The sequence below is a fragment of the Nodosilinea sp. LEGE 06152 genome, from assembly GCF_015207525.1.
Classification (GTDB): domain Bacteria; phylum Cyanobacteriota; class Cyanobacteriia; order Phormidesmidales; family Phormidesmidaceae; genus Nodosilinea.
Map to the genome: position 1 here is coordinate 218,526 of NZ_JADEWR010000002.1, position 18,498 is coordinate 237,023.

At 59.8% G+C, this 18,498-nt stretch carries 18 protein-coding genes; 8 read left to right on the top strand and 10 right to left on the bottom strand.

All coding sequences use genetic code 11. The annotated features are described in order from the left end of the window. The first annotated feature begins 44 nt into the window (after positions 1–44). From IQ265_RS03480 to IQ265_RS03495, 4 genes are all read left to right on the top strand, one after another. Entirely contained in the window at positions 45–1,463 is a 1,419-nt protein-coding gene (locus IQ265_RS03480) for a GAF domain-containing sensor histidine kinase (protein ID WP_194050801.1), read from the top strand. Positions 1,464–1,666: 203 nt separating this feature from the next. Then, the gene (locus tag IQ265_RS03485; RefSeq protein WP_194050802.1) at positions 1,667–1,807 is read left to right on the top strand and encodes a hypothetical protein; all 141 of its coding nucleotides are present in this window, start codon (positions 1,667–1,669) and stop codon (positions 1,805–1,807) included. Between the two features lie 15 nt (positions 1,808–1,822). Further along, positions 1,823–2,572 carry a response regulator transcription factor gene (locus IQ265_RS03490; RefSeq protein ID WP_194050803.1) on the top strand — a complete coding sequence of 250 codons (750 nt, stop codon included), beginning with the start codon at positions 1,823–1,825 and terminating at the stop codon, positions 2,570–2,572. A 118-nt stretch (positions 2,573–2,690) separates the two neighbouring features. Continuing rightward, positions 2,691–3,254, top strand: coding sequence for an FKBP-type peptidyl-prolyl cis-trans isomerase (locus IQ265_RS03495; RefSeq protein WP_194050804.1), 564 nt, complete (start codon positions 2,691–2,693; stop codon positions 3,252–3,254). A gap of 117 nt (positions 3,255–3,371) precedes the next feature. Here IQ265_RS03495 and IQ265_RS03500 read toward each other — a convergent pair whose 3' ends face one another. The 5 genes from IQ265_RS03500 to hemF all read right to left on the bottom strand — a co-directional run bounded on the left by IQ265_RS03500 (position 3,372) and on the right by hemF (position 8,282). After that, on the bottom strand, positions 3,372–3,854 hold the full coding sequence (locus tag IQ265_RS03500) for a peptidoglycan-binding domain-containing protein (RefSeq protein ID WP_194050805.1): 483 nt from the start codon (positions 3,852–3,854) through the stop codon (positions 3,372–3,374). Positions 3,855–3,980: 126 nt separating this feature from the next. Further along, positions 3,981–5,522, bottom strand: coding sequence for an ABC transporter ATP-binding protein (locus IQ265_RS03505; protein ID WP_194050806.1), 1,542 nt, complete (start codon positions 5,520–5,522; stop codon positions 3,981–3,983). Positions 5,523–5,547: 25 nt separating this feature from the next. Next, on the bottom strand, positions 5,548–6,648 hold the full coding sequence (gene cobD, locus IQ265_RS03510) for a threonine-phosphate decarboxylase CobD (RefSeq protein ID WP_228037540.1): 1,101 nt from the start codon (positions 6,646–6,648) through the stop codon (positions 5,548–5,550). Positions 6,649–6,655: 7 nt separating this feature from the next. Further along, positions 6,656–6,949, bottom strand: a complete 294-nt coding sequence (locus IQ265_RS03515; protein WP_035984599.1) for an HU family DNA-binding protein — start codon at positions 6,947–6,949, stop codon at positions 6,656–6,658. Positions 6,950–7,247: 298 nt separating this feature from the next. Beyond that, the gene (gene hemF / locus IQ265_RS03520) at positions 7,248–8,282 is read right to left on the bottom strand and encodes an oxygen-dependent coproporphyrinogen oxidase (RefSeq protein ID WP_194050807.1); all 1,035 of its coding nucleotides are present in this window, start codon (positions 8,280–8,282) and stop codon (positions 7,248–7,250) included. A gap of 440 nt (positions 8,283–8,722) precedes the next feature. Between hemF and IQ265_RS03525 the strand changes: the two genes are divergently transcribed. The 3 genes from IQ265_RS03525 (at position 8,723) to rodA (ending at position 11,863) form a co-directional block, all read left to right on the top strand. Continuing rightward, positions 8,723–9,211, top strand: a complete 489-nt coding sequence (locus IQ265_RS03525) for an SRPBCC family protein (protein WP_194051120.1) — start codon at positions 8,723–8,725, stop codon at positions 9,209–9,211. Between the two features lie 201 nt (positions 9,212–9,412). Beyond that, positions 9,413–10,477, top strand: a complete 1,065-nt coding sequence (locus tag IQ265_RS03530; RefSeq protein WP_194050808.1) for an Mrp/NBP35 family ATP-binding protein — start codon at positions 9,413–9,415, stop codon at positions 10,475–10,477. A gap of 126 nt (positions 10,478–10,603) precedes the next feature. Next, complete coding sequence (gene rodA / locus IQ265_RS03535) at positions 10,604–11,863, top strand: rod shape-determining protein RodA (protein ID WP_194050809.1); 1,260 nt, start codon at positions 10,604–10,606, stop codon at positions 11,861–11,863. A gap of 46 nt (positions 11,864–11,909) precedes the next feature. Here the strand turns inward: rodA and IQ265_RS03540 are convergent, their stop codons facing one another. From IQ265_RS03540 to IQ265_RS03560, 5 genes are all read right to left on the bottom strand, one after another. Next, entirely contained in the window at positions 11,910–12,227 is a 318-nt protein-coding gene (locus IQ265_RS03540; RefSeq protein ID WP_194050810.1) for an AzlD domain-containing protein, read from the bottom strand. Continuing rightward, positions 12,224–12,901, bottom strand: a complete 678-nt coding sequence (locus tag IQ265_RS03545; RefSeq protein WP_194050811.1) for an AzlC family ABC transporter permease — start codon at positions 12,899–12,901, stop codon at positions 12,224–12,226. The genes IQ265_RS03540 and IQ265_RS03545 overlap by 4 nt, the downstream gene beginning before the upstream one ends. A gap of 174 nt (positions 12,902–13,075) precedes the next feature. Further along, complete coding sequence (locus IQ265_RS03550) at positions 13,076–13,897, bottom strand: AraC family transcriptional regulator (RefSeq protein WP_194050812.1); 822 nt, start codon at positions 13,895–13,897, stop codon at positions 13,076–13,078. A 519-nt stretch (positions 13,898–14,416) separates the two neighbouring features. Further along, the gene (locus tag IQ265_RS03555; RefSeq protein WP_194050813.1) at positions 14,417–14,704 is read right to left on the bottom strand and encodes a hypothetical protein; all 288 of its coding nucleotides are present in this window, start codon (positions 14,702–14,704) and stop codon (positions 14,417–14,419) included. Between the two features lie 352 nt (positions 14,705–15,056). Then, complete coding sequence (locus tag IQ265_RS03560; RefSeq protein ID WP_194050814.1) at positions 15,057–15,470, bottom strand: hypothetical protein; 414 nt, start codon at positions 15,468–15,470, stop codon at positions 15,057–15,059. 292 nt (positions 15,471–15,762) lie between these two features. Between IQ265_RS03560 and alaS the strand changes: the two genes are divergently transcribed. Continuing rightward, complete coding sequence (alaS, locus tag IQ265_RS03565) at positions 15,763–18,417, top strand: alanine--tRNA ligase (RefSeq protein WP_194050815.1); 2,655 nt, start codon at positions 15,763–15,765, stop codon at positions 18,415–18,417. The last annotated feature ends 81 nt before the right edge of the window (positions 18,418–18,498 follow it).

Here is an 18,498-nt window from a genome sequence, read left to right on the forward strand (position 1 = left end):
AGGGCACCTTAAGCCTGTGTATCAGCAGGGGTTAGGCGTTGGCCATGGGCGTTTCTGTATTTCCGGTGCAATCTGAGGGGGAAGCCGCAATGGGCGACGATCAGCCCGGGGAGGCGATCGTTTCGCCAGGCCCCGCCTGCCCGCTTGGTCTGGCCTGGGGTGAACGGCTGCAGCGGCGCAGCCAGGCGATCGCAGCGCTTCAACTAGACCAACCCCGCAGCATTCCCGCCTGGGATGAAGCCGCACAGGTGGCCGCTCGTTTTTTGGGGGTGCCGCTGGCCGTAGTAACCGTGGCCAACGGCTCTGCTGAGCAGATCCATGCCGCCGTTGGCCTGTCGTCGCTGGGGGTAGGGAACCCTCTGTCGCAGCATCGACAGCTGCCCCTCAGCAGCGGGTTGGGGGTCTACATTCTCGACAGCGAACAGCCGTTGGTCGTGCCCGACACCGCCGAAAACCCGGTCTTAGCCCAAAGCGAATTGGTGGGCACCTACGGCATTAGAGCCTACTGTGGCGTGCCGCTGATGACGGCCCAGGGCATCTGCCTCGGTGCCCTGGCGGTTATGGATGTGCGCCCCAGACGGTTTAGTGGGCAAGACCTGGGATTTTTGGCCATGGCGGCCCGCTGGGGCATGAGCGAATACGAGCGCCAGAGCGCAACCGCCAGAGCAGTCCTGGCCCCGCCCGGCCCAGCAGGGCCAGTGGGTCTAGAAACCATTGTCGATCGGGTGCGCCTCAACCTGCTGACCCAACTCACTCAGGAGCTGCGCAGTCCACTGACGACGGTGCTGGGCATGAGTACGATGCTGAGCCGGGAGATCTATGGCCCCCTAACCCCCAAGCAGCGGGAGTACACCGACATTGTGCACCGCAGCAGCCAAACCCTAATGACCCTGGTCGATGAGCTCATTGACCTCAACCCCACAGAGGCGGAACGCGCCGAGCTAGTGCCTACCGCCGTCGATATTGAAGCCCTTGGACAGCAGGTGGTTGCAGCCCTCACCCCGCTGGCCGAAAAACACGTGCAAACCCTCACCTTGACCGTGGAGCCAGGGGAAACCCACTGGATACTAGACCAGCGGGTGGTTAAGCAGATTTTGTATCACCTAATGGTTAGCATGATGCAGGGAGCTGGAGACAACAGTACCCTGCGCGTTCACGCCTGCCGACGGGGCCAGGGCCTGGCCCTGGGTCTGTGGTTGTCTAACCCCTGGTTGGGGGAGGGGCTACCGACGAAGGTGGTTGAGATCCTGCATGCTTCGGCGGCCCCATTCGCCCCTGGTAAAATTCCTCGTCCCCTGCTGGGGCTGCTGCTGAGTCAGCACCTAGCCCAGCGCCACGGCGGTCAGATTAAGGTGCAGGGCAGCGGCGACAGCAATCGACTGGAGGTGCTGCTGCCCATGCTAGACGCCGCTGCAACTCGCCCAGACGCCAGCCGCGATGCCGAAGCAGGGGCGACACGTTAGCCCAGGGCCGGCGAGTTTACGTAAGCTTAACCAGAATCCGATGTTTCCTTAAGCTGAATCCGACACCATTAACGATTAGTGCAGACCTTAGGGCGCTGGCGGTGGCCATAGCCAAGGGCCAGGGTAGCGTCAAGTCGATCGCCCCCATGAAAGAGCCTGGAGGGGATGTATTGCCTTGGCTCGGCAGCTGAGGACGTAGGTTAATGGCTGAAAAGCTCAAACTGGGACGCTACCAGGCGCGCCAGCGTCCTGCCGAAGCCGACGTTTGGTGTAAAGCCGACGGCGATGGAGGCGATCGCCTCTGCGATCGCCAGCGCTTTGGGGTCTGCCCGAGTCGTTATTAGGCGCTTGGCCCTGCTGTGCAAAACGTAACCCCTGCTCTATCACCGCTGTCGGGCGGGCAAGAGCGCATTTTGATCATCGACGACGAAGATTTGATTCGTGAAACCGTGGCCATGGCGCTCAACGAGCAGGGCTACCAGGTAATTACGGCTGAGTCGGGCCAGCGGGCCTTAGAGCTAATTTTTCCGGCCGCTAAAGAGGGTCTGGCGGGGTTGAGGGTTGACCTGGCAATTGTCGACCTGATGTTGCCTGGGGTAAACGGGCTCGATATTTGCCGCCTGATGCGTCACCACAACCTGGATATTCCCATTTTGATATTGAGCGCCAAGGGAGCGGAGATGGATCGGGTGGTGGGGCTAGAGGTGGGGGCCGACGATTATCTGCCCAAACCCTTTGGCATGCGAGAGCTAATTGCCCGCTGTCGAGCCCTGCTGCGGCGACAGCAGTGGTCAACGGCCAAACCCGATACCGCCGTCTTGACCTACAAAGACATTGTGCTGTGTACCACCGAGTTTAGGGTAACGGTGGCGGGCAGAGAGGTGAGTCTGTCGCCCAAGGAGTTTCGCATTTTAGAACTGTTTATTCAGAGTCCTAATCGGGTCTGGTCGCGAGAAGAACTGATTCAGGCGATTTGGGGCACAGATTTTGTCGGCGATCGCAAGACCGTAGATGTGCACATTCGCTGGCTGCGAGAAAAAATTGAGGTTGACCCGGCCAATCCGCAGTACGTGACGACGTTGAGGGGATTTGGGTATCGGTTTGGGTAGGCGTGTGAGTGGGAGGATGGATAAGTGAGAGGGGGGATGGGTAGATGGGTGGGGGAGTAGGGGAGGGGGGATTGCTATATGATCGGGGGAAAGACAATGCTTGGATGGGAGGTCAATTGTGCGAGAGATTTTGATTAGCCTGGGGGTTTTAGCAGCCTGTTGCGTGGTGCTGCTAGTGGCTCAGTTTACCGGCTCTCAACCTGAGGCGATCGCCTCAGGCCTGAACCGCGCCGAGGTGGCTGAAGCCGCCACTACCCTGAGTGAGCCGGTGGCGCAGATTGCCCAAGCTGCCGCCGATTTAGCTCCCGACATTACCCCTGAAACCGCTATGCCCGCAGAAGATTTAGTGACTACCGACTCCGGTCTTCAGTACGTCGATGTGGTCGAGGGCACCGGGGCGATGCCGCAGCCGGGGCAGCGGGTCACCGTACACTACACCGGCACCCTCGAAAACGGCACCAAGTTCGACAGTTCGCGCGATCGCGGCCGCCCCTTCACCTTTCAAATCGGCGTTGGTCAGGTCATTAAGGGCTGGGATGAAGGCGTTGGCACCATGCGAGTGGGCGGTCAGCGCAAGCTGGTGATTCCCGCTGAGCTGGGCTACGGTAGCCGGGGCGCAGGCGGAGTCATTCCACCCAACGCGACGCTGCTGTTTGACGTTGAGCTGCTGCGCATCGGCTGATTTATACCTCTATAGGGGCATAGGTCAACGGTGGAGGCGATCGCAATTCATGCGATCGCCTCCACCGTCCGTTTTAGCCATCGCTGGTGGACCGAGCACAACGACGGTGCCCCAGATCTAACAGCCCGACTCTAAAGACTGCTGAAAATTGCGCAGGGCGCGCTGGGTCTTAGGCCCGGCTACGCCGTCTACGGGGCCAGGGTCGTAGCCGCGCTTGGCCAGCTGCTGCTGCACCTGGCGGGTGCCCTCGGTCAGGCTTTCGTCGAGTTCTTCGAGCAGCTCCAGGGCCTTGTCGCCGGGGTTTGCGGCATGGGTCAGATCGAGCAGCTCCCGCAGCCGCGACTTCAAGTTTTCGTTGACGGAAGCGTAAACCCGAGTGGCGCTACCCAGCCCAATGGCGTGGTCGATAAAATGGTCAGCTTCGTTGATCCAAAAGTCGAGGCGACCGTCGGTTTCGGCCATGGCCAACAGCTGATCGAGGCGCTGGCTTTCGGCATCGCTCAGGCTGGGACGGGCCGCTAGCTGACAGTATTCGCGCACCAGGGCCAGGCAATCGGCGTCGGCAATTCCTGGAATTTGAGGCGTTAACGGTTCACCCATGATCTGACTCGCGTGTTTCGGGACGGTATCAATACGATCTGTACAGCCTGTACAGCTTATTCAGGGTTGGATCTGTAGTTTACCCGCTGAGAGGCCAGGGTAGCGAGGGGGAAATCCCCACAAACCCTAGTGCCCAGCCATTTTGTGGCCAATGTCGGTAACGTTAGCCTGCTCAATGGGGCTGCTATAGACAAACTGCCCCTCGCTAATCACCAAAATGCGATCGCTGAGGGCCAGCAGCTCATCGAGGTCTTCGCTAACCAGCAGCACCGCCACCCCCCGGTTGCGGGCCTCCACAATGGCGTTGTGAATCTGATCGACAGCGGAAAAATCAAGGCCAAAGCAGGGGTTGGCGGCAATCAGCACCCTGATGTCGGGCGCAGACAACTCCCGCGCCAGCACCGTGCGCTGCACATTGCCCCCCGATAGGTTTTGAACTGGGGTTTCGGGGGAGGGGGTTTTGACGCGAAACGTTTCAATCAGCCGCTGGGCCGCCTGGCGAATTGCGCCGAGCCGCAGCCAGGTCCAGCGGGCCTGGGGCGGGCGATCGAAGGTGCGCAGGGCTAGGTTTTCGGCCACGCTCATGCCGGGAACGCAGGCGTTGCGCAGGGGTTCTTCAGGCAGGGCACAGACCCCGTGGCGCACCATTTCGGTGCGGGTGGCGCGGTAGGGTTGGCCAGCTACACAAATCTGGCCCTCGGTGGGCGATCGCTGCCCGGCTAGCACCTCCATCAGCTCCCGCTGGCCGTTGCCTGAGACCCCAGCAATACCGACAATTTCGCCGCTGTGCACGGTCAAATCGAGGGGGCCAAAGGCGGTTAGACCGTTGTCCTTTAAGGCCCCTAGCCCCTTCACCTCCAGCCCTGCCCGCCGCGCCACCACATCGGTTTTAACAACGGTTTTAGTGGCGCGCTCGGCCCCCAACATCAGGCGGGCCATATCGGCCACGGTGAGGTCGGCCACGGCCCCGTGGCCCGCCAGCTGCCCCCTGCGCAGCACCGTCACCTCGTCGGTAAAGGCCAGCACCTCGCGAAACTTGTGGGTAATCAACAGCACGCTGAGGTGGCCCGCCTGAACTTCCTGGCGCAGCAGCCCCAGCACCTCGTTGGCCTCGTCGGGGGTGAGCACCGAGGTCGGCTCGTCGAGAATGAGAATGCGGCTTTGCAGGTAGAGCTGCTTGAGAATTTCGAGCTTTTGCTTTTGGCCCGCCGCCAGCTGCTCCACGGGCAGGTCGAGGTCAACTTGAAAGGGCGATCGCGCCATGAAGGCGCGCAGGGCGGCGTACTCCTGCTTCCAGTTAATCACCGGGGTGCGATCGTAGCGGCTGAGCACCAGGTTTTCGGCCACCGTCATGGCGGGTACCGAGGTAAAGTGCTGGTACACCATCCCAATGCCGCAGCCGTGGGCATCCTTGGGGCTTTTAATCGGGTAGACCCGGTCGTCGATCAGCACCTGCCCGGCGGTGGGGGCGTAGAAGCCCATAATGCACTTCACCAGCGTGCTCTTGCCGGCTCCGTTCTCGCCCAGCAGGCCGTGAAAGGTGCCGGGCTTGAGGGTGAGGGTAACGTCTTTGAGGGCCACCAGGCTGCCAAACCGCTTGGTCATGTTGACCACCTTGAGTTCGGGGGGTGGTTCGAGGTGCAGCAGCGGTGGGACAAGGGTGGTCATGGCAAAGGCTGTGCGATTGCGAGCATCATACCGCTATCCCCTGGCTCAGAGCTGTTAGCAAACGGGCATTTTCGGCCTCGGTGCGCACGGCAACTCGAAAATAGGCTGGCCCCAGTTCCGCAAAGCTCAGGCAGTCGCGAATCAAAACCTGGTGGTGACGCAGCAGCAGCCCCTGAAGCAGCGGGGCTGGGGTCGTGGTTTTGACCAGCAGATAGTTGGCGGCCCCCGCCAGCGGTGATAGCCCAGGCATAGCCTGCAATCCGTTGAATAAAGCCTTTCGAGCCGGGGGCAACCACTCCCAGGTGCGCCGCTGAAAGGCAATATCGCCCACCGCCGCGATCGCCGCCGCCGCCGCTAGAGCATTCACCGGCCAGGGGTCGCGCCAGCGCTGCCAGCGGAGCAGGCGATCGGGGTGCCCCAGAGCATAGCCCAGGCGCAGACCGGGCAGCGTATAGAACTTGGTCAACGACCGGAGCACGACCAAACTGGGGTAGCGGCCTAGATAGCGAATCACGGACGGCTGCTGGTTAGGGGGCACAAAATCCATAAAGGCTTCATCCACAACCACCGTGGCATACCGCTCTAGCAGCGGCTCCAGCTCAGCCAGTGTGAACAAACGCCCGGTGGGGTTGTGGGGATTGTTGATCAGAATGCTGGTGTCCTTAGGCTCAGGCCAGGACATCGCCAGATCGAGGCTATCTATTCCCTCTAAGGACAAAGGCCAGGGCCGGACAGCAACGTCGAATGCCGCCAGGGCACGCCCGTAGTCACCGAACGCGGGGGTAAGCAGATGACAGTCTGTGCCTGCTTCCGCCAGATCGCGGGCGGCCCAGGTTAGCAGTTCGGCCGCCCCATTCCCCGGCAATACCCAGTCGGGGGGCAGCTGGTGATGGTCGGCCAGGGCGTGGCGCAGATTGCTATAACTGGGATCCGGGTAGTGGCGCAGCTGCCCCAGAGCCTCGGTCATCGCCTGCATAACCGACTCGGGTGGCCCCAGTGGGTTAATGCTGGCCGAAAAATCAAGTAAAGAATCGGGGGAACAGTCAGCGATCGCCGCCGCCCAGGCCAAATTTCCCCCGTGAACAGGTCGATTTGAAGGTGTGTGAGTAGACGATGTTTGAATCAAGAGGCGTTTACTTAGCCACCTTTTCCTTGAACAACTTGCCCGCCGAAAACGCAGGCACCTTCGTCGCCGGAATCACCATGGTGTCGCCGGTTTTGGGGTTGCGGCCTTCCCGCTCTTTGCGCTCGCGCCGTTCAAAGGAGCCAAACCCTACCAGGGTGACTTTTTCGCCCGCCGCTACGGCTTCAATGATGGCGTCGATGGTGGCAGAAATAACCAGATCTACCTCCTTCTTGGTCACGGGCTTGTCGCTACTAGAAGAGGCCTTCTCAGCCACCGTATCAACGAGTTCAGCTTTGTTCATACCTGTCTCCTATGGGCAAAAAACAATGGGATCCAGTCGCATTCCAACGATAGGCCCAGGGCGTAAACAACAGTCCCGGCAGCCAGAATGGCTGAAACCCCTGTCAATCCAGAATTTCACTGCCTCATTCTAAGGGCAACCCCCAAAAAGTGGATCGCCAAAACCTTTAATTTATGTGGATTACGGGGTTTTTTAAGAAAGTTAAACAACTGAATGCCCCAGGCCGTCTATCAAGTAGACCACCTGGGGCAAGGGCTAAACACCTTATTAGATAAGGCGTTCATAGCTTTTGGCTGATTTAGCCCGCCGGGCCACCGGCCCAGTTAACCCAGTCCTGAGGCTTGAGAAAAACGTCGTATAGCCGCGCCTCCGGGCTATCGGCAGCGGGGGTGTAGCCGTACTCCCAGCGCACCAGGGGGGGCAGCGACATCAAAATCGACTCGGTACGGCCATTGGTTTGCAGACCAAAAATGGTGCCCCGGTCATAGACCAAGTTGAACTCCACGTAGCGGCCCCGGCGGTAGAGCTGAAACTGCCGCTGGTGGTCGCTGTAGTCGGTACCGTGGCGACGCTCCACAATGGGCACGTAGGCGGGCAAGAAGGCATTGCCGCAGTCGCGGGCAAAGTTAAACAGGTCGTCCCAGCTGCGCGACGGCAGTTCGCCAATGCCCTGGCTGGTCTGGTCGGCGGCTTTGCCCGCGTCGGGACCGCGATAGAGCATGCCCTGCCCGTCCTGGTAGTCGAAGAAAATGCCGCCTACACCCCGAGTTTCACCGCGGTGCTTGAGGTAGAAGTATTCGTCGCACCAGGGCTTGAATACGGAGTAGTACTGAGGATTGTGGCGATCGCAGGTCTGCTTCAGCGTCTGGTGAAAGTGCACCACGTCTGCGTCGAAGGGGTAGTAGGGGGTGAGGTCGATGCCACCGCCAAACCACCACACCGGACCAGCCTCAAAGTAGCGATAGTTGAGGTGCACCGTGGGCACGTAGGGATTGCGGGGGTGCAGCACCATGGAGGTGCCGGTGGCATAGAAGCGGTGGCCTGCCGCCTCGGGGCGCTGCACCAAAATCGACGGCGGCAGGTGGTCGCCCCACACTTCAGAAAAGTTTACGCCACCCTGCTCAAATATATTGCCCTGCTTAATCACGCGCGATCGCCCGCCGCCGCCCTCGGGCCGCTCCCAGGCATCCTGCTGAAACTGAGCACCGCCGTCGAGGGCCTCTAGCCGCTGGCAAATGCTGTCCTGGAGCTGCTTCAGCATGGCGCTGACGCGATCGCGAGAATCTGCCGGAGGAGCGGTGGTAATGGGCTTAGAAACAGGGGTAGTGGTCATGGCATCGGGAAAACAATACGTTATGTCGGCACCGGGTTGAATATGTCACACTGTGGAATGGCTTTTATGCGGAGCTTAGGATCCATTTTTTCGCCGTCGCTGGATTTTTCGCCCTGGTTAGCACCCCTAAATAATGAGCTGCAGGCCCAGGCAACACCATCGACTGTACCCAGTTTTCTCACGCTACCGTGAAACCATACCCAACACCCAAATCATCCATCAGGTTGAGAAAAATGTTTAGAAACGCAACGCTCTGTAACGAAAGTCCCGGTTAGCCCAACCCCTTGTCGCCCCGCGACGTCTTGTCCCCTTGCCCGCCATGTTTTTTTTGCCCACGTCCCTAATTCATCGCTGCTGTCAGGTGCTGACCTGGGGACCTCAGCCTGGAGGCTGCTGCCGTGTTTAGAGCCTGGTCCTTTCCCCGTCCGTTTCTCACCCTGATGCAGCTGATTCAGCACTGGGTACAGGTGCAGCAGCAGCTCGAAAAGTCTTACCTTGCCGTCAGCAGCGCCTCGGTAGACGTGCTCTGGCAAACCATTATGAACCTGGCCGATGTCTCCTGGCATCCGCTGCTGACCAGCACCAACGCGCCCCGAGGGCTGAAACCCAAGCCAGGGCTAATCTACCGGGCCTTTACTCGCTTCTGCCCGGTGCCGGTGGACATTTTTGTGGAGCGGGTGCAGCCCCACGAGCTGATCAGCGTGCGGGTGTTGCCCATCCCAGGATTAGAGGAACGGGTCACCTATCACCTCAAGTCGACCGTGCGGGGCACCCAGATTTCCTACTCGGTGACCCTGCGGGGGTGGCTGTCGCCCCTGGCCTGGTCGCTGCTGCGCCCCTACGCGGCCAGAGTGGCTTCGGCCCTGGCCGAGGCAGCTGAGCACCCCGATCTTTTAGATAGCCGCAATTCTCGCTCCCAGGCCTGGTAAGGCTCAGGCCTAAGCACTTGTGCTCAAGGGGGACAGTGCGGCTTAAGATAGTGAATGGCCTACGTTGACCTTGCTCGGGCGAGGTGGTGGGCCTTGCCCACCCTGCGGCATCCCTGGACGTCGATACCCCAAGGGGTCGCCAATGCTGTCTGCCTTTTCCGCTGAACATTGCCCTGTACCCGGCCCAACTCCCCCAACTCCATGAGCCTAACCCTCTCCGAAGTTTCTGTTCTAGACGTGCTGCGCCCCGTACAAGACCCGGAGCTGCAAAAGAGCCTGGTGGATCTCAATATGATCCGCAACGTAGCGATCGATAACGGCACCGTGAGCTTTACCTTGGTGCTGACCACCCCAGCCTGTCCCCTGCGCGAGTTTATTGTGGAAGACTGCGAGAAAGCGGTCCGTACGCTGCCGGGGGTTGAGACGGTGAAGGTGGATGTCACAGCTGAAACACCCCAGCAGAAGGGTCTGCCCGATCGCACTGGCATTGGCGGCGTCAAAAACATCATCGCGGTTTCTAGCGGCAAGGGCGGCGTGGGCAAAAGCACCGTAGCGGTAAACCTAGCCGTAGCGCTGGCTCAACTGGGCTCAAAAGTTGGCCTCATCGACGCCGACATCTACGGCCCCAACGCGCCGATTATGATGGGCCTGAGTGAGGCCCAGGTGGTAGTTAAGCAGGGCGAGGTACTCGAACCGGCCTTTAACCACGGCGTCAAGCTGGTATCGATGGGCTTTTTAATCGATCGCGATCAGCCGGTGATCTGGCGTGGCCCCATGCTCAACGGCATTATTCGCCAGTTTCTCTACCAGGTGGAGTGGGGCGAGCTAGATTATCTGGTGGTCGATCTGCCCCCCGGTACGGGTGACGCCCAGCTCACCCTGGCTCAGGCGGTGCCCATGGCCGGGGCGGTGATTGTCTCTACCCCCCAGTCGGTGGCGATTTCAGACGCTCGCCGAGGGCTGAAAATGTTTCAGCAACTCCAGGTGCCGGTGCTGGGCATTGTCGAAAACATGAGTGTGTTTATTCCCCCGGATGCGCCCGACAAGCGCTACGACATTTTTGGCTCCGGCGGCGGCGAGCTGTTGTCGAAGGAGCTGGGGGTGCCGGTGCTGGGCTGCATTCCGCTAGAGATGGCGGTGCGCGAGGGGGGCGATGCGGGCATCCCCATTGTGGTGCAGCACCCCGACTCAGAGAGCGCTAAGGCTCTGCGAGCGATGGCTCAGCAGGTGGCGGCTAGGGTATCTGTGGCCGCGCTAGCGTCTTAGATGCAGAGTTTAGGGTAGAAGGTATAGGGGTTTCAAGGTTGTCCCCTGCACCTTAAACCCCATACCTTGCACCTTCTACCGCTTGTTCTTGGCATAATCGATTGGGTGAACGGGGAGTCAACGGCGATGTTTTTAACCGATGTGCAGAAGCAGTGGCGATCGCTGCTGGTGGGCTGGCAAGGCGTTGACTGGGTACTGTTTGCCCTACCCGTAGTGCTGACTGTGTTTGGGGCAATCGTGATTCACAGCACCCAGATCAACACAGACAATACCGGCTACGGCCTCAACCACGCGGTGCTGGGGGCAATGGGTCTGGGCGTAGCGCTTTGGATTGCCCGCAGTCGCTACGAGTACCTGCTCAACTGGCAGTGGATTATCTACGGTGTCATCAACGTGCTGCTGGTCGCGGTGATGTTCATTGGCACTGTGGGAGGGGGTGCTCAGAGCTGGCTGGGCGTGGCTGGATTTTATCTGCAACCTTCAGAATTTGCCAAACTCAGCATCATCATTACCCTAGCGTCTTTGCTGAGCCGCCGTGATGCGTCTAGCCTATGGGGCTTGGCCAGCGCACTGTCAATATTAGCGCTGCCCTGGGCGCTGGTGTTTATTCAGCCCGACCTAGGCACATCGCTGGTGTTTGGGGCGATTACTCTGGCCATGCTCTATTGGGCCAACTGTAACCCCGGTTGGCTGGTGCTGCTTGTGTCGCCCCTGGTGGCGGCGATTTTGTTTCACCTGATGCTGCCGAGCTGGCTGGTATGGAGCCTGGGCATGGGGCTAATTGCCTGGTTTACGCTACCCTGGCGCTGGTTTAGCACCGTAGTGGCAACGGCGGTCAACCTGGTGGCGGGCAAGCTGGGTGATATTTTCTGGAATCTGCTGCAAGACTACCAAAAAAACCGCCTGGTGCTGTTTCTCGACCCCGACAAAGACCCCTTGGGCGGCGGCTATCACTTGATTCAATCGCGCATTGCGATCGGGGCTGGCAAAATTTGGGGGCAGGGACTGGGCCAGGGTTCACAAACTCAGCTCAACTTTATTCCTGAGCAGCACACCGACTTTATCTTTTCGGCGATCGGTGAAGAGTGGGGCTTTGTAGGGTCGATGGTGGTGATTGCCGTCTACTGGCTGCTCTGCTTTCGCCTGGTGATTATTGCCCAAAACGCCAAGGATGACTTTGGTTCTCTGCTGGCGATTGGCGTGCTGGCGATGATTGTGTTTCAGTTAGTAATCAACATTGGCATGACCATCGGGCTGGCTCCGATCACGGGCATTCCGCTGCCCTGGCTGAGCTACGGGCGAATGGCGCTGCTGACGAACTTCATTGCCCTGGGCATGGTGGAGTCGGTGGCCAACTTCCGCCATCGACTGCGGTTTACGGATTAGGGTTATGGGGAGGGGCGATCGCCTGTAGCTAAGTCAGGTTTTGCCCCTAGGGCAAGCCATAGCTAGACACCAGCCCAAAAGCAGCACAACCTAGAGCGATACAAACCACCAGCGGCAGTTGCTTGAGGTTGGCCGCCACCACAACGGTGCTGGCGGCTACGGCGGCAAGCGTTGTCTGCCCTGTCCCTGACTGTCCTATGCCCGTCAGGCTCGAAACACTGCTCACCGCCATGACCAAAATCACCGCCAAAGGCAGGTAGCCCAGCCAGCGCAGCTGCACCACCTGGGCCGATACCCAAAGGCCAGTGCTGCGCATGGCGTAGGTGCCCAGTCCGGCAAGAAAAATGACCCAGCCCATCGTCATGGCCGATCCTCCGATAGAGTTTGCAGGCCCGGCAGTCGCGAGACCACCAGGGCGATCGCCACAATCGCCAGCAGCAGCCCGGTAGAGCCGAGGGGTTGGGCGATCAGAGTGATGGCTATGCCTACGGCGATCGCAATGGCGGCATCCCGGTTCCAGTGGCCTTGCAGACCGCCGCACAGCAGACAAATAAACAGGGCTGGCAGGGCAAACTGGAGCCACCGCTCGGGCAGCTGCAGCCCCACCCAGCAGCCCAGAGCCGTGCCCGTCACCCAGGCTCCCCAGCACGACAGGTGAATGCCCAGGTAGTAGGGGAACGGGTGGGAGCGATCAGATAGCTCTAGGGCGAAGGTTTCGTCGATCATCCCGTGGGTCAACAGCCACTGCTGCCAGCGGCCAAATTTGCCGTAGAGCTTTTGGGCCGCCAGGCTCATGGGAATATGGCGCAGGTTGATGATGAAAATGGTGAGCAGAATGCTCCAGCCCGACAGCCCCTGGCGAAAGGCTTCGACGGCGGCAAACTGCGCGGCCCCAGCAAACAGCCAGGCCGACATGCCCAGGGCGGCGGTAGCGGGCAGCCCCGCCTGCACCGAGATCGCTCCAAAGCTCATGGCAATGGGCAAAAAACCGGCCACAATGCCCAGGGCGCGGCTGCACCCCTGCAAAAATTCTTTCATAGCGCTGATAGGTAGGTGGGGGAGAATAGATAGAAGACGTTGGGGGGGACAGTGCAAGGTCTACGGTGCAAGGTCTACGGTGTACGGGTGCAAGGCCCGAAACCCAAAACCCGAAACCCAAAACCCACAGACCGCAAACCGTTTGTGGGCTTAGCCTATCGCCGGTTGATCGCTCTAATCTTGAACAAAATTGCGCTGTTGGTACTGCCCTGGCGTCACCCCCCAGGTGCGTTTAAACTGCCGAGTCAGGTGGCTCTGGTCGGCAAAGCCGGTCAAGTGGGCCACCGTTGCGATCGCCCTGCCCTGGCCCAGCAAGCGCTTGGCCTGCCGCAAGCGCACCTGGTTGAGGTAGCCGTGGGGCGGCAGCCCTACCTGCTGGCGAAACACTCGCAAAAAGTAAAAGGGGCTGAGGTGGGCGATCGCCGCCAGCTCGTCCAGCGAGACGTTCTCGCTATAGTGCGCCTCTAAGTATTCGCGCGCCTGGGCGATCGCGCGGGTTTCGCGGCCCGGCGATCGCCAGCGGGGCTGTTGGTCTGCGTGGCGGGCAACCAATTGGGCAAAAGTCCACAGCAGGCGCGAGTCTTGTTCGAGCCGGGGGACATTTTGCTCTAGGGCCTGGTGCGATCGCAGCATCCACCCCCGCAGAGACGGGTCATGCACCACTGGCTCTGGAAAATAGATTGCGCCCGCCACAGTCTCCGCTATTGAGCGCTGCAGCAGACTGACCGCCGGGTAGAGCATGCGATAGGTCCAGCCCGAGGCGTCGGCCGCGTGGCCCGTGTGGGGTTCGCCGGGGTTGATCAATACCACGCTGCCGGTCGGTGCCCTATGGGTCGCCCCACGATAGGCAAACACCTCCGTGCCCTGCTGAATCACACCCACGGCAAAGGTGTCGTGGGTGTGGCGAGCAAAGCTGTGGCGAATGTAGGTGGCCCGCAGCAGCTCCAGATCGTCGGCCTCGGGCACCTGCCAAAACTTCACCGTTTCTCGAGTCATCGATGCTGCCCCTGCTGCGATCGCGGCGTTCCTATAATCTTGCCTACAACGATCTGACCTGGCAATCCTCGCAACCCGCAATCGGCGGTCAAAATAGAAGTTCAGGTAAGGTTAATTACTCCCCTTGCCCTGAACAGCTAGCTACTTTGGCGAAGATCCACTAAATGGTGCATCGCTCGTGGTTGCAAATGCGATGGCTGCAATGGCCGCAAGCACACCAAGACTACTGACATCGATCCACTGACTGGCGAAGCTGTTGCTCTGTTTAACCCTCGCCAGTAAGCCTGGCATGAGCACTTTGTCTGGGATATAGATGCCGCCCAAGGGGTAGGGCAAACCTCTTGCGGTCGTGCCACGATTAAAGCCCTATCCCTAAATCGCCCAGGCGTCGTGAACTTGCGGAGACTTTTAACCTCAGCGGGTTTACACCCTCCTGTACAGATGAGGCTTACTTGACTAAAAGCTTGTCATCGGACCCCCAGAGTATTCGCAAACCTGAGGGTCTGGTTGATTGTCAGTCTACCTGTCTATCTGTCTATCGCGCCTCAGCAGACTAAACACTTCGCCTTGCTCTGGAGTAATCAGAATCCCAGACGGTGGGATTGTCACGAACTGGCTCCACTCTCGCTGCTCGGCGTACTGGAGCAGATGCAGGTAGTTGATAACCCCTCGCACCCCCTCGGGTGAGCCAATCACCAAATGGCGCAATCGCTCGCGCCCTAGCTGGGTTTCTGGATTTGACAGCAGCAGTGGATTGGTCGCCTCACCCCGACGGGCCGACGACACCAGATAAGGTAAACACAACATAGTTCAGGGATTCCTTTTCTAAGTAGGTAAGGAATCCCAAAAACTTGGCCGCCCCAGACATGTGCAGTTCGGGGCGGCCAGGTAAAATTTACCTTAGCCTCCGAGACTGGGTGATCAGTCGACGGGGTTAGCCGCTGGTTGGTGTTGGTAGCACCTTCCAGTGGCGTTAGACCAAATTTTTGGGAAGCTCAGACTGCACGCACACAGCCATAGCTGAGTAACGTACTCCATTCAGGTCTCTAAATCAAGTCAAAATTGCTACAGAGCTTGAAATTCCAGTTCAGTATTCGCCACCTCCTCGTTCCAACGCAGAGCACTGGAACGAGGGACAGCAAAGCGTTGGCCATCGCCCTCAGCGCTCCCCAATCTGCCCACCCTCGATCTTAGCTTCCATCAGCGCTATAGCTGGCTCGTAAAGTTGCAGCCCTAGCAGCACCAGGCGCACCAGCATTTGGTCGGGGTAACGCTGGCTTTTTGTCGCTAGCTCCACAATGCGATCGGTCGGAATGTATGGATTAAACAGGATCAAGTTGGCCTGTAGCTCGCTCAGCAGCGATCGCTGCTGAGCTTGGGCGCTGGCTCGCAGGTGCTGCCCAATATCGCTGGTCAGCAGCAGCTCCAGAATTTCGGCCACAAAGGGCGATCGCTTGCGGCCCCCCTCTACTTCACACTGGGCCTCAATGGCCGCCAGCAGTTCTGCTGACATGTAGAGCGTGGGGCGACAGCCGCCCTCTAATGCATTTGGCTGGGCTTGGTCGTGGGACATGGCAGTAAATCGCTAGCTAGCGGCCTGGTTAGGGCGATCGCGTGACTCAGTTACACAAATATCTACTCCAGTTATCTTCGCAATCCGCAATCATCGGTCAAAATAGAAATTCGGGCAGAGTTGATTATTCAACCTAAAAGTTGATTAAGTCAGATGAGGTTGATCCTTCCTGCCCTAAACACATTCCTTGGCGAAGATCCACCAGATGGTGCATGGCTGCGCTAATGCACCCTACGGTTAACCGACTCGCCTACCCATCCACCCCCTACCCATCCACCCCTTCCCCCGTCCCATGGCAAAGTCCCCCAGCTCAATCTCCACTAAAATGACCGGCGCGCAGATTCGCCAGACGTTTCTGGAGTTTTACGCGGCGCGGGGCCACGCCATTAAACCAAGCGCGTCGCTGGTGCCCGAAGACCCCACCGTGCTGCTGACGATCGCGGGGATGCTGCAGTTCAAGCCCATCTTTTTGGGCCAGCGGGCGGCAGATGTCGATCGCGCCACCACCTCGCAGAAGTGCATTCGCACCAACGACATTGAGAACGTGGGCCGCACGGCGCGTCACCACACCTTTTTTGAGATGCTGGGCAACTTCAGCTTTGGCGATTATTTTAAGGAGCAGGCGATCGCCTGGGCCTGGGAGCTGTCTACCGAAGTCTTTAAGCTACCGCCCGATCGCCTGGTGGTCAGCGTGTTTCGCGAAGACGATGACGCCTTTGCTATCTGGCGCGACCAGGTCGGCATTCCCGCCCACCGCATTCAGCGCATGGATGAGGCCGACAACTTCTGGGCCTCTGGCCCCACCGGCCCCTGTGGCCCCTGCTCGGAGATCTACTACGACTTTCATCCTGAGCTAGGGGATGACAAGATTGATCTCGAAGACGACTCGCGCTTCATCGAGTTCTACAACCTGGTGTTTATGCAGTACAACCGGGATGCCGAGGGCAACCTGACACCGCTGCAAAACCAGAACATCGACACCGGGTTGGGACTGGAGCGGATGGCCCAGATTTTGCAGCAGGTGCCCAACAACTACGAAACTGACCTGATCTTGCCGATTATCAAGACGGCGGCGGATCTGGCTGGGTTGGATTATGCCAAGGCTGACGAGAAGACCAAAGTTTCGCTCAAAGTGATTGGCGACCACGTGCGGGCGGTGGTTCACATGATTGCCGACGGCATTACCGCCTCCAACGTGGGCCGGGGCTACATTTTGCGGCGGCTGATTCGGCGGGTGGTGCGCCACGGGCGGCTGATTGGTATTGAGGGCGGGTTTATTAGTAAAGTGGCTGAGACGGCGATTCAGCTTGCGGAGGAACCGTTTCCCAATACGCGGCAGCGCGAGGCCCAGATCAAAGCCGAACTCGATCGCGAGGAAGCCCGCTTTCTGGAAACCCTGGAGCGGGGCGAGAAGCTGCTGGCCGACATTCTCAAGCGCGAGAGCGGCTCGAAGACCAAGCAGATTGCGGGCACCGATGCCTTCGTGCTCTACGACACCTACGGCTTTCCGCTAGAGCTGACCCAGGAAGTGGCCGAAGAGCAGGGGCTCACGGTCGATGTGGCCGGGTTTGAAACGGCGATGGAAGAGCAGCGCCAGCGCTCCAAAGACGCCCATGAAACCATTGACCTGACCGTGCAGGGCAGCCTGGACAGCCTGGCGGAGCACATTCACTCGACCGAGTTTTTGGGCTACAAAGACACCAGCAGCACCAGCACAGTCGAAGCGCTGCTGGTCGGCGGCGAGTCGGTGCAGGCGATCGCGGCGGGCCAAGAGGCTCAGGTGGTGCTGAACCAGACGCCGTTCTACGCCGAGTCGGGCGGTCAGGTGGGCGACCGCGGCTACCTGTCGGGTGACGACCTGCTGATTCGGGTCCACGATGTGAAAAAAGACGGCGATTTCTTCGTCCACTTCGGCAAAGTTGAGCGGGGTTCGCTGAACGTGGGCGATCAGGTGTCGGCGCAAATCGATCGCGCCTGCCGTCGCCGCGCCCAGGCCAACCACACCGCCACTCACCTCTTGCAGGCAGCGCTGAGGAAATTGGTTGACCCCGACATTTCGCAGGCCGGTTCGCTGGTAGCCTTCGATCGCCTTCGGTTTGACTTCAACTGCCCCCGCGCTCTGACCCCTGAGGAAGTGCAGCAGGTGGAAGAGCAGGTCAACACCTGGATCGCCGAGGGCCACCAGGGGGATGTCACCGTGATGGCGCTGGAAGAGGCTAAGGCTAAGGGCGCGATCGCCATGTTTGGCGAAAAGTACAGCGCCGAGGTGCGCGTGATCGACTTCCCCGGCGTGTCGATGGAGCTGTGCGGCGGCACCCACGTCAGCAACACCGCCGAGATTGGCCTGTTCAAAATCATTTCCGAGACCGGGGTGGCCTCAGGCACTCGACGGATTGAGGCGGTAGCTGGCCCCGCCGTACTGGAGTATTTGAACGTGCGCGATGCGGTGGTGCGCGATTTGAGCGATCGCTTTAAGGCCAAGCCGGAGGAACTCAGCGATCGCGTTACCATCCTGCAAAGCGACCTCAAGACCGCGCAGAAAGAGCTGGAATTGCTGAAGTCGGAGCTGGCGGTGCTCAAGTCTGACCAACTACTGGCCAGTGCCGAAGCGGTGGGTGCCGTCAAAGTTATTGTGGCGGAGCTGGAGGGGGTCAGCGCCGAAGCACTCAAGACCGCCGCCGAGCGCCTGCTGCAAAAGCTGGGGGCCGGGGCCGTGGTGCTGGGGTCTGTACCTGAGCCCGAGAAGGTTAGCCTGGTGGCAGCCTTTAGCCCTGAGGTGATTGAGCAAAAGCTCCAGGCGGGCAAGTTCATCGGCGGCATCGCTAAAATCACGGGCGGCGGCGGCGGCGGGCGACCTAACCTGGCCCAGGCAGGCGGGCGCGACGCCAGCAAGCTGCCTGAGGCGCTGGAGAGCGCTAGGGCACAGCTGCTAGACGCCCTGGGCTAGGCTCGGCTTCTTTCAACAGTCGATTTAGTTTGGATACTCTGGCAGGCGGAATCCTCTGGTAGGGGCGTAGCATGCTACGCC